Source organism: Candidatus Stoquefichus massiliensis AP9 (assembly GCF_000455285.1).
GTDB classification, from domain to species: Bacteria; Bacillota_I; Bacilli_A; order Erysipelotrichales; family Coprobacillaceae; genus Stoquefichus; species Stoquefichus massiliensis.
In genome coordinates this window covers 203643-216741 of the sequence record NZ_HG005287.1, presented here as the reverse complement: position 1 = coordinate 216741, position 13099 = coordinate 203643, and the positions used below count along the sequence as shown (strand labels likewise).

Genomic DNA, 13099 nt, shown 5'->3' with positions numbered 1-13099 from the left:
AATCAATTGAACATGGCTTTATTGTTTATTAAAAATAATACAAAGACTGGTTTTGTAAAAATGTCTAATGGTAGACGTGATATAGAGTCCTATCCAGAGAGAGCAGTTATTGAAGCTTTATGTAACGCATTAGGGCATCGTGATTATACTATATCTGGGACGCAAGTAGATATTGATATATATCAGGATAGAATGGTTATTATGTCACCAGGTAGTTTTCTACCAGAAGGTAAAGCTCAAGATTATAATTCAATTGATGGTATACCCTCTAAAAGAAGAAATGAAGTCATTTGTGATATTTTAGCTTTATGTAAGTTAATGGAGCGTTCGGGAAGTGGCTTTGAAAAAATTCGAGAAGTTTATAAAGTATATGGGAATAGATTTCAACCAAAAGTGAAATCTTATCAAGATTACTTTTCAATTACATTAATGGATTTAACCTTTAATAATAATTATGAGAACATTGCTAATAAAAAAGTAAAAGAGTTTATTACTGAAGATGGTCTTGATGAAATAGATAAAAAGATTATAAGAATAATGATAGAAAACCCTATTACAACACAAGATCAAATTGCTAAAAATGTTAATAAAAGTAAACGTACGGTTCAGACTAGAATAAAGAAACTAAGAGATTTAGATATAATTGCGCGCGAAGGAAGTCAAAAAAGCGGACGATGGATAGTAAAGATAGACACTATTAAATAGAGAAGGAAGTTTCTAGGAAATCTGAGCGCATCATAAACTGCGTCATAAATTGCGCCATAAACTGCCCTTAATGAGAAGAGTGATAATTTAAAGGGTGTTAAAAAGTGTCGATTTCTATAATAAGTTAAAAGTATTCACTGAATACTTTTAACTTATTATATGGCGGGTAATGGCTAATAAAGATATTATCGCAATCACTTTTTTCATGCTCCAAGGTTATATAGAGAAACAATGCATTTCCAATATCAGTACAAAGTGGTAACTTAACTGCATTACCTGTCTTTGATTGTATAAATTGAATATAATCATTTTTCCAGTTTATATCAGTTAGCTTTAAGGTTACAATGTCACATGCTCACATTCCTAAAACATATCCTAATAAGAAAATTGTTTATCTCTAATTGTTACTTTATCTGAATTTAACACATTTTGAATTCTCATGTTTTCGTCATCACTTAAAACGGATATTATCTTTTTTGTTCTTGGTGAACAGATACCTTCGATTCGTTGAAGTAAATCAATTCTATTTATGAATTGAAGATAAGAACGAAAATCACATAAAGTATGTCTTTGACTATCAATATTTATTGTAGATAGATACGAATAAATGAATTCAATAGATAAATTATCTATATGATCTAAATCAGTCTTAGATAAGTCATTCAAAAACATATAAACATCATAGCTGTAATTATGTTATGTTGATTTTCTTAAATCCTTTTGATATATATGATTTGTAATTGTTGTATTCATTTTGAAACCTTATTTGTGAACTATCAAATTTCATTCCCTGTTTAATTGCCAATTCAAAGTAACCATTATCCAAATAAAAATTTAATAATCTCGTTACTTGTCCTCTGTCAAAATATCGATGGGTACTAAAATGACCATCAATATAAATATCTTCCGCATATTTATTACCCAATTCGATAGTGTAATCTCTTGTGCCATGTGTCTCACAAAAACGTTGCAGTACTTTTAGTTCTCTTTCATATTTAGCCAATGTCGATTCTTTGTAATGGCTTTTTCTCAAGAAAGTTAAGAGTTCTTGAGATAAAAAATGATATTGTTCATAATCTTGTCATCCTATGATTTAACAATATCAAATAATAACTTTTGTGGGAATACAGTTTACATGTGAAGAATATCGAAATTTAACAAATGATTTAAAAAGAAGCTATTCAAAAAACACCATGGGATAATGCATGTATAGAATCATTTCATTCACTGATGAAAAGAGAATGGCTAAACAGATATAAAATATGGGATTATGGAGAGGCAAAGAGATTAATATTTGAATATATAGAGATATTTTACAACACTGTAAGAATACATGAACATTGCCAGTATAAGAGTCCGAATGAATATGAAAGAGAGTATTATCAAAAACAATTCAGATATTTAATGAGCAATTAAAAATAAAATAAAATATTTCAGTTTAACTGGCACTTTTTCTTGACATAGTACCAAAGTTAACATTGATTTAATTCAAGCAGTAGAAATAACATTTACCAATAGAAAAAGTATGAGTGATTTGAATAATGCATTACAACTATTGTGCATATTTAAGGAGGACGAAACACTTAATAATTTATGGAAGAAATACCAAATATCACATAGTTATGCTATGAATATTTCCTTTTCCCACATTATTGATACAAATAATAATTATATAGAAAACAAACAAGAGATATATAACTAAATCATGAAAAAACCAGAAATATTAACTTACTTCTGGTTTTCAATTAGCTAAGATGAAATAATGCATCTAAATCTTCGTTTTCAAGTATTCGTTTAGATTTTTGTTTGGATTTTTTCATCAGCTCATCTAAATTTTCACCAAGAGCTTTATTAATAAAGGCATCCATAGAAATTCCACGCAATTGAAAGAATAAAGCAGGATTTTGATCTAAGGCAATACTTGTTGCATATAAGAAAGCAGAAGCATGTTTACATAATCTAGCATAATCAGGACAATCACAGTAGATGTGTATTTGGGAAGAAGATGGAAAAAGTCCATGATCTTTGATAAAGAAAATATCTTTTAATTCATTTGGAAACTGTCCTGATAACAATTGTTCTAGTGAATCAATACGACGTCCACAATTTTTTTGAATGTGTTGCCAATCTTGTTCATTCATAGGGTCTATAGAAATATCAACATTGTATATCTTTCTACCACTTCCAGCAATTTCTCCATAAATACGTCCTTTTTCAATATGAAAATCTAAAATAGCTTCAGCTTTAATGTATTTCTTTCCACGTCCTAATCTATTTTCATAATCAGCATAACGTTCCAAATTCTGATTCCATGATTTTCCCCACCATGTTTTACCTAATTTTCCTTCTAAGACAATAGGTGAAGCCTCAGGATGTTTCTTAAGATATGTTTTTTTCTTTTTGATGTTCTTTTCTTTTAATTCATCAATAGTTTGATAAGCAGGAAAACGATTATAGTATGCCATATTAACGGACCTCCAAATCAAATAACTTTAATAACTCATCATTATTCATTTCAGTAATCCAAGTTTCATCTTTTTGACTAATAATATCTTCACTCAACTTCACTTTATCTTCTATTAACTGATCAATTTTTTCTTCAATTGTTCCTTCACAAATAAACTTATGAACAATAACATTTTTCTTTTGACCAATTCTAAAAGCTCTATCAGTTGCCTGATTTTCAACCGCAGGATTCCACCATCTATCAAAGTGAATAACATGATTAGCCTTTGTTAAGTTTAAACCAACACCACCAGCTTTAATAGATAAAACCATATAAGGAATATATTCATCACTTTGGAATAATTCAACTGCTTCTTTTCGTTTCTTAAGAGAAGTTGAACCATCAATAGATACTCCTCGTATATGAAATACAGTTTCTAGATAATCATTAATCGGTTCTACCATTTCCTTAAACTGTGTAAAAATTAAAACACGTTCATGTTTTGCATATATTTCTTCACATATTTCTCTTAATCTCAAGAACTTACCACTTTCTTTTTCATCATAAAGATTATTTCCCAAGTATTCATCAGGATGATTACAGATTTGTTTTAGTTTTAATAAAGAAGCCAAGACAAGTCCTTTTCTCTGTATACCTTCACTTTCCATTAGTTTAACTTTCAGTGATGAAACAAAATCTTCATATAAAGCAATTTGTGTTTTAGATAATGAAGTATATGTTTTCATTTCTATTTTATCTGGTAAATCAGAGATAATTGATCGATCAGTTTTGAGTCTTCTTAATAAGAATGGTGCTGTCATTGTTCTTAATTTTGCATAACCTTCAGTGTTTTCTTCAGCCTGCAATTCTTTGACAAAACTTTTAAATTCCTTGATTGTTCCTAATAAACCACTATTTAAGAAATCAAATAAAGACCATAAGTCCATGAGTTTATTTTCAATAGGTGTTCCCGTTAAAGCAACTCTATATTTTGCATGAAACTGCTTAATTGTCTTTGTCTGTTTGGTATTTGGATTCTTAATAGCTTGAGCTTCATCTAAGATAAGAATATCCCAATCATATTCAACCAGTTTCTGATATTTTCCACACATTGAATAGGTTGTGATAATCAATTGGTGCTGATCAATGATATCCTGTTCATGAACATCTTTCTTTTTCATACTTGGGTGGAGTATATAAAATGACATTTCAGGAGCAAATTGCTTAATTTCATTTGCCCAGTTATTGAGCAATGATGCAGGTACAATTAACAATGCTTTCTTATCTTGGTTACGTGTTTCACTTAACAGAGCAATAATTTGTAAAGTTTTACCAAGTCCCATATCATCAGCTAAACAAGCGCCGAAGCCTAAATCTTGCATATAAGATAACCATGAGACACCTGTAGACTGATAAGGGCGTAAATTGGCTTGAATATGTAAGTCTAAGTTTGGATTGAATTGTGGATTGATAAGATTTTGCATAATCTGGTTTAACCATTGTCCATTCTCTACAGATACAATCTTTGTTTCATCTTTCTGATTATCTAACTGGAGACGTAAAGCTTCCTTTAATGTTAAACCGTTCTTTAATTGACTTTGAATATTTCGATAAGTTTCTAAAACTTTCTGTAAATCATCAGCATTAACTTCAACCCATTTTCCTTTAATCAATGCCAAACCTTCTTGTTTATCAATGAGGTCTTGTATCTCTTCCATGCTTAATATTTCACCATCTACCACAATATTGGCATGAAAATCTAATAAAGAATTCATACCAAGGATAGATTTAACTTGATCACCTACAGTTGTTGAGATACCGACATGACTTTGTTTATGAATAAACCATTTTGGAACACGACAAACAATACCACATTCTTCATATATAGGAATTTCTTTTAGAAAAGTATAAGCTTCCTGACTATCTAACTGTAATGGATGAAATAATTCACCAGATTCACTCAATTCATTTATAAAGTGACTTTTCTGTCGTGCTTTATTGACTGTAGATAAGAGTTGAATTAATGTATCACGATCTTGTCGGTATTCGTCTAAAGCATTTATTAATGGAATTTGTTGGATTTTTCCATTATCAAGAATATGAGAATAAGTGGCTAAAAAAGCAAAAGGTGTTTCACTATTAGGATTTTCAACCAAATGAAAAAATATTCTTCCCACTGGTTCTTTTTGTATATGTTCTAAAAAGTATTCTTCAACACTTCCAGAATACACATTCATTTCTTTATTCAACTGTTTCAATAAGATGTTAAAGAAACCGGCAATATAATCTTCCAGAATATATTCTTCACCCAGCATATATGGTTTTCTTAATACAAGGATAGATAATTCCTCTTCTTCAAACTCTATATTGAGATGACCACGCTGTAGTTCTAATTGTGGAATTTTTCTTACTGTATCATAAAAATAATGACAAAGTTCAATAATATAAGTAAGTGAAGGTGTCATCCATTTTCCATGTTTTATAGATCCTAAAGATAATAAACATGAAGATGGATCTTTCAGATAATGATTCCAGATATTTTGAATTGTCATTTGATCATCTTGTGATATTTTCTTTTGGGCAGGAACTTGAATAAGTTCAAATGCTGATTCATTTGCCAAAACTTCTAATTGATAGATATCATCCATAAGATTCCCTCCTTGATATTCATAATACCATACTTCATTATTAAAAACTACAAGATGTAAGGAAGTGTTGCGAAATGATAAAGATTGATATTTTAGATATATACATTTCATGACTTATAACGAAAGTTAGCAGTACAAAAAAGTAGAACTCATATAAATTTTTATTCTAGTTAAAAATTATGTGACTTATGAATTAAAGAGTAGGATTAAATTTTTCATTTAATCCAATATGCGAATTTTATCAAATCACTATTGACAGCGCTTACTTGTTGTGATAATGTATATGTGTAAAAGGATTGTAACTTCTTTGAAGGCATTACCTTAAATAGTAGATACTATTTTTGTGTATGTTTTTAAAGAAGTTTTTTGTATATAGAAAGGATGAGAGAATGTTTGACTTTTTAAAAAAGAAAGATTTAAGCTTATATTCACCAGTTACTGGAAAAATGATAAACATTGAAAATGTCCCAGATCATGTTTTTGCTTCTCGAATGATGGGAGATGGAGTTGCTTTTGAATTTCAGGGAAGAACTGTATATGCTCCATGTGATGGAAAAATTACAATGATTGCTCATACGAAACATGCGATTGGATTTATCACTGATTATGGTGTTGAAATCTTGATTCATGTAGGTTTGGATACAGTTTCTTTTAAGGGACAAGGTTTTAAAGTTCTTGTTCATGAAGGTGATAAAATAAAAAAAGGATCAGCTATTATGGAGATTGATAGAGATTTCTTTAAAGATAAAGATGTCAATTTCATAACGCCTATGGTAATTACTCAAAATTGTCAATTTGAATTAAAAAAAAATGCTGTAAATGATGTGATTAAAGGTGAGAGTCAAGTTATTCAATTTATATAGAAAGAGGGATATTTCATGAAAGTGATCAAAAAAATAAACAATAATGTTGCAATATGTTTAGATAATAACAATCATGAATTAATTGCTTTTGGTAAAGGAATTGGATTTCCAAAAACACCTTATGAATTAAATGATTTAAGTCTTATAGATAGAACATATTATGGAGTCAGTTCAAATTATCTTGCATTAATTGGTGAAATTCCAGAGAAAATATTTGAAATATCATCACGTATTGTAGATATTGCTAGAAATTATATATGCTGTGAATTAAACAACAATATTGTTTTTACTTTAGCAGATCACATTTATTTTGCAATTCAAAGACATCAAAAGAATATGAATTTAAAAAATCCACTAATCTATGATATCCAATATTTCTATGAAAAAGAGATAGAAATAGGACAATTAGCAATTAAAATGATTGCGAGAGAATTAAAAGTTTATCTTCCTAAAGAAGAAGCAGGAAATATAGCATTACACTTTATTAATGCAGAGGCAATGGTTCAACAAGAAGACTTTGATTTTAATGATACGATTATTAATGATATTGTTCAAATAATTGAAAATGAATTAAATATTAGAGTTGGAAAAGATGAGTTTAATTATTCAAGATTTATATCTCATCTCCAGTATTTATTAAAAAGAAAAGATGTTGGAGTCAGTATTTCAAGTGATAATCAGAAATTGTATCAAAATATGAAAGATGAATTTCCAATAGTGCATCAATGTGTTATAAAAATAAAAACATATATAGAAAGTGATCTTCATTGGGTACCAAATGAAGAAGAAGTATTGTATTTAATGTTGCATGTCAATAGACTTTATGCAAGAGAGGAATTGTAACCGTAAGGGCATTATCCAATGTGTAAAGAATGAGAAAACATTCTTTTTGCATTGGTTTTATTTTGAAATTTTATAAAAGAAAGGTGAAATGTATGAAATATGAAGTTTTAGCAAGTGCTATTTTAGAAAGAATTGGTGGTAAAGAAAACGTGAGTTATGCAACTCATTGTATGACAAGATTAAGGTTTAATATGAAAGATGAAAGCCTTGTTGATCAAGAAGCAGTAAAATCAATTGAAAGTGTTATGGGTTGTCAATTTTCAGGAGGACAATTTCAAATTATTATTGGTCCAGGAGTAGATAAGGTTTATGCAAAAGTATGTGAACTTGGTGGCTTTGCAGTTGAAGAATTAGTCAATGAGAATTTAGATTTCAAAAAGAAAGAAAAAATTTCTATAAAGGTATTTGTTAATCGTATTTTAGATGGTATTGCTGGATGTTTAACACCGATAATTCCTATTTTAATTTGTGCTGGTTTAATTAAAATGATTGTTGCTTTAATTGGTCCATCTATGCTTAATTTAGTCAGTGAATCTTCTGATATTTTTAGATTGTTTACATTTGTTGGAGATGCTGGATTTTACTTTTTCCCAGTATTTGTTGGGTTATCTGGAGCTAAGAAATTTGGCTGTAATCCAATGATTGCATTATTTATGGGATGTATCCTGTTACATCCATCTTTTGTAGATATTGTCAATCAAGGTAATCCATTTAGTGTTTATGGAATCCCTATGACATTGACTCAATATTCTTCGACAGTATTACCTATGATTATGATAACTTTTGTGATGTCATACCTAGAAAAATACTTAAGAAAATGGATACCAGATGCAGTGAGTACATTGTTTGTGCCATTACTGACAATTTTAATGATGTTACCAATTGGATTATGTGTTTTAGGACCTTTGGGTTCTGTTTTAGGAATTTATATTGGAGAGGTATTAATGTGGCTAAGAGATATATTTGGACCATTTGGGGTTGCCTTGATTGGCGCAGTTTATATTTTAATTGTAGCTACTGGTATGCATTTACCACTTATGACAACAGCGATTGTTTCTATGACAACTATTGGATATGATAATACAGTATTGGTTGGAGCAATTGTTGCTGTTTACACAAGTATGGCAGTGAGTCTAGGTGTGATGCTGAAATCAAAAAATGCACAAACAAAGAGTTTGGGATTAAGTTGTTTTATATCTCAATTCTTAGGTGGTGTAGGTGAACCAACAATTTTTGGAATTATGTTTAGGTATAGAAAAACACTTATTTATAGTATGATTGGAACATTTATTGGAGGATTGTATGCAGCTTTTATGAATGTTGCAGTTTACTTTGCGGGATCATCAAACTTTTTAATGGCATTGTCTTATAGTGGTGAAAATACAGGTAGTTTAATTCATGGATGGATTGCTTGTGCTATTGGATTTACAGTAACATTCGCTTTAATGTTAGTATTAGGTTTTGAAAGCGAAAAAGAGGTTGAACCAGCATGAAAAATTTTACACATGAAAAAATAAGTCAACATGTATACCGTATTAAAGATCAATTAGGTGTTGCTATGTATTTAGTCGAGGGACAGGAAAAATGTTGTTTACTAGATACTGGATATGGTTTAAAAGGATTAAAAGATTATATAGAATCTCTATGTGATTTACCTATTCTTGTACTCTTATCACATGGGCATATAGATCATGCATTAGGAGCACAAGAATTCAAAAATGTTTATATGAGTGATTATGATCATGAGGTCTATGAGGCACATAGTCAAAAAGCATATCGAGAACAGTTTATAAAGACTCAATTTTCACAATTTAACATGGATATGTTACAATCTAAAAAGACCATAAATTTTAAACAGCTTCATGATTTGGATTGCTTTGATTTGGGTGGTATTACTATCAAAGCTATTCATGTACCAGGACATACTCAAGGAATGATGATGTTTTTAATAAAAGAAGAAAAGATGATATTGTTTGGTGATGGCTGTGGGCCTGGAACAATTTTATTAGAAGATTTCTCAACTGATATCAAAACATATTATCAATCATTATTAAAACTAAAAAAATATGAAAATGAATACGATATCATTTTAAGAAATCATGGAACCTGTGAATCTTCAAAAGATTTATTAGATAATGTTATTGAAGTATGTAAGAAAGTTTTAAATCATCAAGATGAACATCTCTTATTACCAGCAGAAATGATGAACATGTTTCCTCAAAAAAGTATCTATCATGGCTATAGCGCTATGAAAACAGTCATGGGAAAGCATGGAATGCAAAGAGAAGATGGAAAAGAAGGGAATATCTCTTATAGAGAGGATAAAAATAGGCAGTAAATAAATGTATTGCAAAGATAAATATATTTTTAAATTTGGTTTATTTATATTATTAAAAGTTATAAATAAGAGTTTTTAATCATCATATTTTATTCAGATTATGAAAATCATTTGATTCCTTATGTTATTCATAATACACTATGATTAACATAAGAAAAGGAGAATCAGGTATGAGAAATAAGGTTTTATTCTTTGATATAGATGGAACATTGGTGGATAGTTCAAGAGGAATTCAAGAAATAACAGATGGTGTGAAACAACAATTAAGACGTTTAAAAGAAGCAGGACATAAATTATTTATATGTAGTGGGAGACCAAAAGTGATGTTAGATCAGCAATGGCTAGAAAGTGATGATTTTGATGGCTTTATTTTGGCAAACGGTGGATATGTTGAGATTAATAGACAGTCCATCTATGAAGAACTTATGGATTATCAATTATGTGTACAAACAGTTAATATGCTGGAAAAAATGGATTGTGATTATATGATTGAAACAGCACAACATGTTTATATCAAACCGGAAAGTCAAGAACTGTATACCTTCTTTAAAGAAGTTGGTTTTGCAGATAAGTTTATTCAAGATTTTGATAGAGATGAAGTTTTACATAGAACGATTAAAATCGAAGCTAATGTCTTAAATGAAGATAGGAAGAAAATAGAAGAATATGTTCAAAATGATTTTGGCTATGTGATTAATTTCGATCAGCATGGAACAGAGAATGCTTTTGAATTCTATTCACCAACACTTTCAAAAGCGATAGGTATTCAAAAGGTTTTAGATTACTATCATATGATTCAAAAAGATACCTATGCTTTTGGTGATGGTATGAATGATATAGAAATGATAAAATTCTGTGAGGTTGGTGTTGCAATGGGAAATGCCTGTGATGAATTAAAAGATTGTGCAAATTTGATTTGTGATACTATTGAAAATCAGGGACTAGAAAAGATATTGAAACAATTATTTCCTCAAGAATAAGAAAGGATAAAAGATGATTTATTTTACTAGTGACTTACATATTGGACATGATAATATTATCAAAATGTGTGAACGACCATTTGATAATATTCAGGACATGAATAAAACACTGATTCATTATTGGAATCAAACAGTTCAAATAAAAGATACTGTTTATATATTAGGTGATTTCTTTTTTAAGATGCCTGTTGAAGAAGCCAATGCGATTATTAAGAAGTTAAAAGGAAAGAAAATATTAATAAGGGGTAATCATGATTTGGCATATGATGAAAATTTATTTGAAGAAGTATGCGATTTTAAGATTATCAAATATAATAGAAAGAAATTTATTCTTATGCATTATCCATTATTGGAGTGGCCTCATTATTTTCAAGGTGGTATTCACTTACATGGACATCAGCATAATACTCAAGAGTATAATTTAGAAATGAGAAAACAAGGTATATTAAGATATGATGTAGGTGTTGATGCCAATGCATTGAAACCCATTTCCACAGATGAAGTCATAAGATTTTTTGAAAAAACCAATGAGACATAATGATTCTCATTGGTTTTTATGATTTTGAGCATATTTCCTTGCCTGCTGATCAAATTCAGCAATCTTTTCATCAATATATTTATTGATAAGTGCTGGTAATGTTTCTTTGATATTTTCCCATCTTTTCAGATGTTCAAATTCCTTCATTTTAAATTCTAAATAATCTTCTACAAAAGTATCCAGAAAAAGTTTCTTCTTTGTATTGAAATCTAAACAGTCAAAAGTTTTATCATATTTTTCTAATGATAAATGATTATAGTAAGTGAATCCTTCATCAGTTAGAAGTAAACTTATTTTTTGAGAGTTAAATTGTTTTTCTGTATAATAAGAATCAATAAAATTTCGCACACGATTATATGTAATATCTGTATAAAAATGATGAGTGACAAATTTATCAAAATGCTTATTCATGGATTGAATAATAGTTTCAGTATAGATTGTATAGAGAGGTCGAATATAAGCAATTGTCTCTATCTTTAACTGAGGTATTTCATTTAAAATAATATCTAATTCATCTGATTTTAACAGGTATTCAATAAATTCACGTTTTTTTATTTCATTTTTGAGTTGAACAATAGACTCTTCACTCATATTCATAAAGTGACTCACTTTATGAATATCTGTATTTTTAATAGGCTGAAATCCTAATAAATAATCAGGATTGATATTAAGTATTTGACATATGCGTATAAAATCTAAGAGTAAAGGAAGTTTCATTACATTGTCTCCTTTTGTACTTTCAATATTACTAAAATATTGTCTTGTTTTATAAAGTTTATTTGATATATCTATTTGTGTGATATGATTTTTTTCTCTTTGTTCTTTTATTTTTTCTTTAATATCTTTAGCTAGTTCAATTTCATTAAGTTGTAAACTATGAGTTTCCATTGTTATCTCCTTTTTTGCTGATTTATGGCAACATAATGTTTCTTGTGGTGTCTATGCGCATATAGTATAATATATTTATCTATTGAAAACAATGATGTTTCATAAGGAGGGAATGTTTATGATCTATGTCATGAGTGATATTCATGGTATGTATGATAAGTATATAGAAATGCTTAAGACAATACATTTTACAGATGAAGATATACTTTATATCATAGGTGATGTGATTGATCGTGGTCAAGGATCAATACGTATTTTACAAGATATGATGAATCGTTTTCATGTGTTCCCTCTATTTGGTAATCATGAACTCATGGCCATGCGTTGTCTTCCTGCTTTCATTCAAGAAACAGTTGAATCTATCTTTGAGAGTTTAGATGATGATAAGATGCTGGATTTATATGAATGGATACAAAATGGGGGCTATCCAACTCTACTGCAATTTCAACAATTATCCCCATTAGAAAAGGAAGATATTATTGATTACTTAATGGAGTTTACAGCTTATGAAGAAGTTGAAGTGAATGGTCAATATTTCTTGTTGGTACACGCAGGGTTAGGGAATCATAGTGAAAGTATTCAATTAGAAGATCATAGTGTGGATGATTTTGTTTGGGAACGTCCTGATTATGAGATACCTTATTTTAAAGATTCAAATCATTATATGATTGTTGGACATACTCCAACACTTTCTATTACAGGAAAACCTGAGATTTATCATCATAATCAATATATTGTTATGGATAGTGGGGCGTGTTTTGAAACAGGGAAACTCGCCTGTCTATGTTTGGATACAATGGAAGAGTTTTATGTATAATATGATTTTATTTGCAATTGATAGAAAAGAGGA

14 protein-coding genes are annotated in these 13099 nt (G+C 29.3%); 9 read left to right on the top strand and 5 right to left on the bottom strand.

Going from position 1 to position 13099, the window contains the following annotated elements; translation table 11 throughout:
* A partial coding sequence (locus BN350_RS07095; protein WP_187117108.1) for an ATP-binding protein occupies positions 1-705 on the top strand: 705 nt, incomplete at its 5' end.
* Between the two features lie 375 nt (positions 706-1080).
* Here BN350_RS07095 and BN350_RS07090 read toward each other — a convergent pair.
* Positions 1081-1377 (bottom strand): hypothetical protein, encoded by a 297-nt coding sequence (locus tag BN350_RS07090; RefSeq protein WP_028042974.1) that lies wholly within the window; start codon positions 1375-1377, stop codon positions 1081-1083.
* A 19-nt stretch (positions 1378-1396) separates the two neighbouring features.
* Positions 1397-1708, bottom strand: coding sequence for a hypothetical protein (locus BN350_RS07085; protein ID WP_028042973.1), 312 nt, complete (start codon positions 1706-1708; stop codon positions 1397-1399).
* A 176-nt stretch (positions 1709-1884) separates the two neighbouring features.
* Between BN350_RS07085 and BN350_RS21830 the strand changes: the two genes are divergently transcribed.
* Entirely contained in the window at positions 1885-2121 is a 237-nt protein-coding gene (locus BN350_RS21830) for an integrase core domain-containing protein (protein WP_420885235.1), read from the top strand.
* A gap of 329 nt (positions 2122-2450) precedes the next feature.
* Here BN350_RS21830 and BN350_RS07080 read toward each other — a convergent pair whose 3' ends face one another.
* Both BN350_RS07080 and BN350_RS07075 read right to left on the bottom strand, forming a co-directional pair.
* The gene (locus BN350_RS07080; RefSeq protein WP_028042972.1) at positions 2451-3170 is read right to left on the bottom strand and encodes an SWIM zinc finger family protein; all 720 of its coding nucleotides are present in this window, start codon (positions 3168-3170) and stop codon (positions 2451-2453) included.
* Position 3171: 1 nt separating this feature from the next.
* Positions 3172-5799 carry a DEAD/DEAH box helicase gene (locus tag BN350_RS07075; protein ID WP_028042971.1) on the bottom strand — a complete coding sequence of 876 codons (2628 nt, stop codon included), beginning with the start codon at positions 5797-5799 and terminating at the stop codon, positions 3172-3174.
* A 389-nt stretch (positions 5800-6188) separates the two neighbouring features.
* Here BN350_RS07075 and BN350_RS07070 point away from each other — a divergent pair, with 389 nt between their 5' ends.
* The 6 genes from BN350_RS07070 to BN350_RS07045 all read left to right on the top strand — a co-directional run bounded on the left by BN350_RS07070 (position 6189) and on the right by BN350_RS07045 (position 11361).
* A complete protein-coding gene (locus BN350_RS07070) occupies positions 6189-6662 on the top strand; it encodes a PTS sugar transporter subunit IIA (protein WP_028042970.1) in 474 nt (157 codons plus the stop codon).
* Between the two features lie 15 nt (positions 6663-6677).
* Positions 6678-7505: a PRD domain-containing protein gene (locus BN350_RS07065; protein ID WP_028042969.1), complete on the top strand. Its 828-nt coding sequence runs from the start codon at positions 6678-6680 to the stop codon at positions 7503-7505.
* 92 nt (positions 7506-7597) lie between these two features.
* Positions 7598-8998, top strand: coding sequence for a PTS transporter subunit EIIC (locus BN350_RS07060; protein ID WP_028042968.1), 1401 nt, complete (start codon positions 7598-7600; stop codon positions 8996-8998).
* Positions 8995-9843 (top strand): MBL fold metallo-hydrolase, encoded by an 849-nt coding sequence (locus BN350_RS07055; RefSeq protein ID WP_028042967.1) that lies wholly within the window; start codon positions 8995-8997, stop codon positions 9841-9843. The genes BN350_RS07060 and BN350_RS07055 overlap by 4 nt, the downstream gene beginning before the upstream one ends.
* A gap of 170 nt (positions 9844-10013) precedes the next feature.
* The gene (locus BN350_RS07050) at positions 10014-10823 is read left to right on the top strand and encodes a Cof-type HAD-IIB family hydrolase (protein WP_044600181.1); all 810 of its coding nucleotides are present in this window, start codon (positions 10014-10016) and stop codon (positions 10821-10823) included.
* Positions 10824-10836: 13 nt separating this feature from the next.
* The gene (locus BN350_RS07045; protein WP_028042965.1) at positions 10837-11361 is read left to right on the top strand and encodes a metallophosphoesterase; all 525 of its coding nucleotides are present in this window, start codon (positions 10837-10839) and stop codon (positions 11359-11361) included.
* A 6-nt stretch (positions 11362-11367) separates the two neighbouring features.
* Here BN350_RS07045 and BN350_RS07040 read toward each other — a convergent pair whose 3' ends face one another.
* Positions 11368-12249 (bottom strand): helix-turn-helix domain-containing protein, encoded by an 882-nt coding sequence (locus BN350_RS07040; protein ID WP_028042964.1) that lies wholly within the window; start codon positions 12247-12249, stop codon positions 11368-11370.
* Between the two features lie 118 nt (positions 12250-12367).
* Between BN350_RS07040 and BN350_RS07035 the strand changes: the two genes are divergently transcribed.
* Positions 12368-13066, top strand: coding sequence for a metallophosphoesterase (locus tag BN350_RS07035; RefSeq protein WP_028042963.1), 699 nt, complete (start codon positions 12368-12370; stop codon positions 13064-13066).
* Positions 13067-13099: the final 33 nt, after the last annotated feature.

Coding starts and splice junctions, on each gene's coding strand:
- BN350_RS07090 (WP_028042974.1), bottom strand. CDS start 1,377: ATGTTTTTGAATGACTTATCTAAGACTGATTTAGATCATATAGATAAT.
- BN350_RS07080 (WP_028042972.1), bottom strand. CDS start 3,170: ATGGCATACTATAATCGTTTTCCTGCTTATCAAACTATTGATGAATTA.
- BN350_RS07075 (WP_028042971.1), bottom strand. CDS start 5,799: ATGGATGATATCTATCAATTAGAAGTTTTGGCAAATGAATCAGCATTT.
- BN350_RS07070 (WP_028042970.1), top strand. CDS start 6,189: ATGTTTGACTTTTTAAAAAAGAAAGATTTAAGCTTATATTCACCAGTT.
- BN350_RS07065 (WP_028042969.1), top strand. CDS start 6,678: ATGAAAGTGATCAAAAAAATAAACAATAATGTTGCAATATGTTTAGAT.
- BN350_RS07060 (WP_028042968.1), top strand. CDS start 7,598: ATGAAATATGAAGTTTTAGCAAGTGCTATTTTAGAAAGAATTGGTGGT.
- BN350_RS07055 (WP_028042967.1), top strand. CDS start 8,995: ATGAAAAATTTTACACATGAAAAAATAAGTCAACATGTATACCGTATT.
- BN350_RS07050 (WP_044600181.1), top strand. CDS start 10,014: ATGAGAAATAAGGTTTTATTCTTTGATATAGATGGAACATTGGTGGAT.
- BN350_RS07045 (WP_028042965.1), top strand. CDS start 10,837: ATGATTTATTTTACTAGTGACTTACATATTGGACATGATAATATTATC.
- BN350_RS07040 (WP_028042964.1), bottom strand. CDS start 12,249: ATGGAAACTCATAGTTTACAACTTAATGAAATTGAACTAGCTAAAGAT.
- BN350_RS07035 (WP_028042963.1), top strand. CDS start 12,368: ATGATCTATGTCATGAGTGATATTCATGGTATGTATGATAAGTATATA.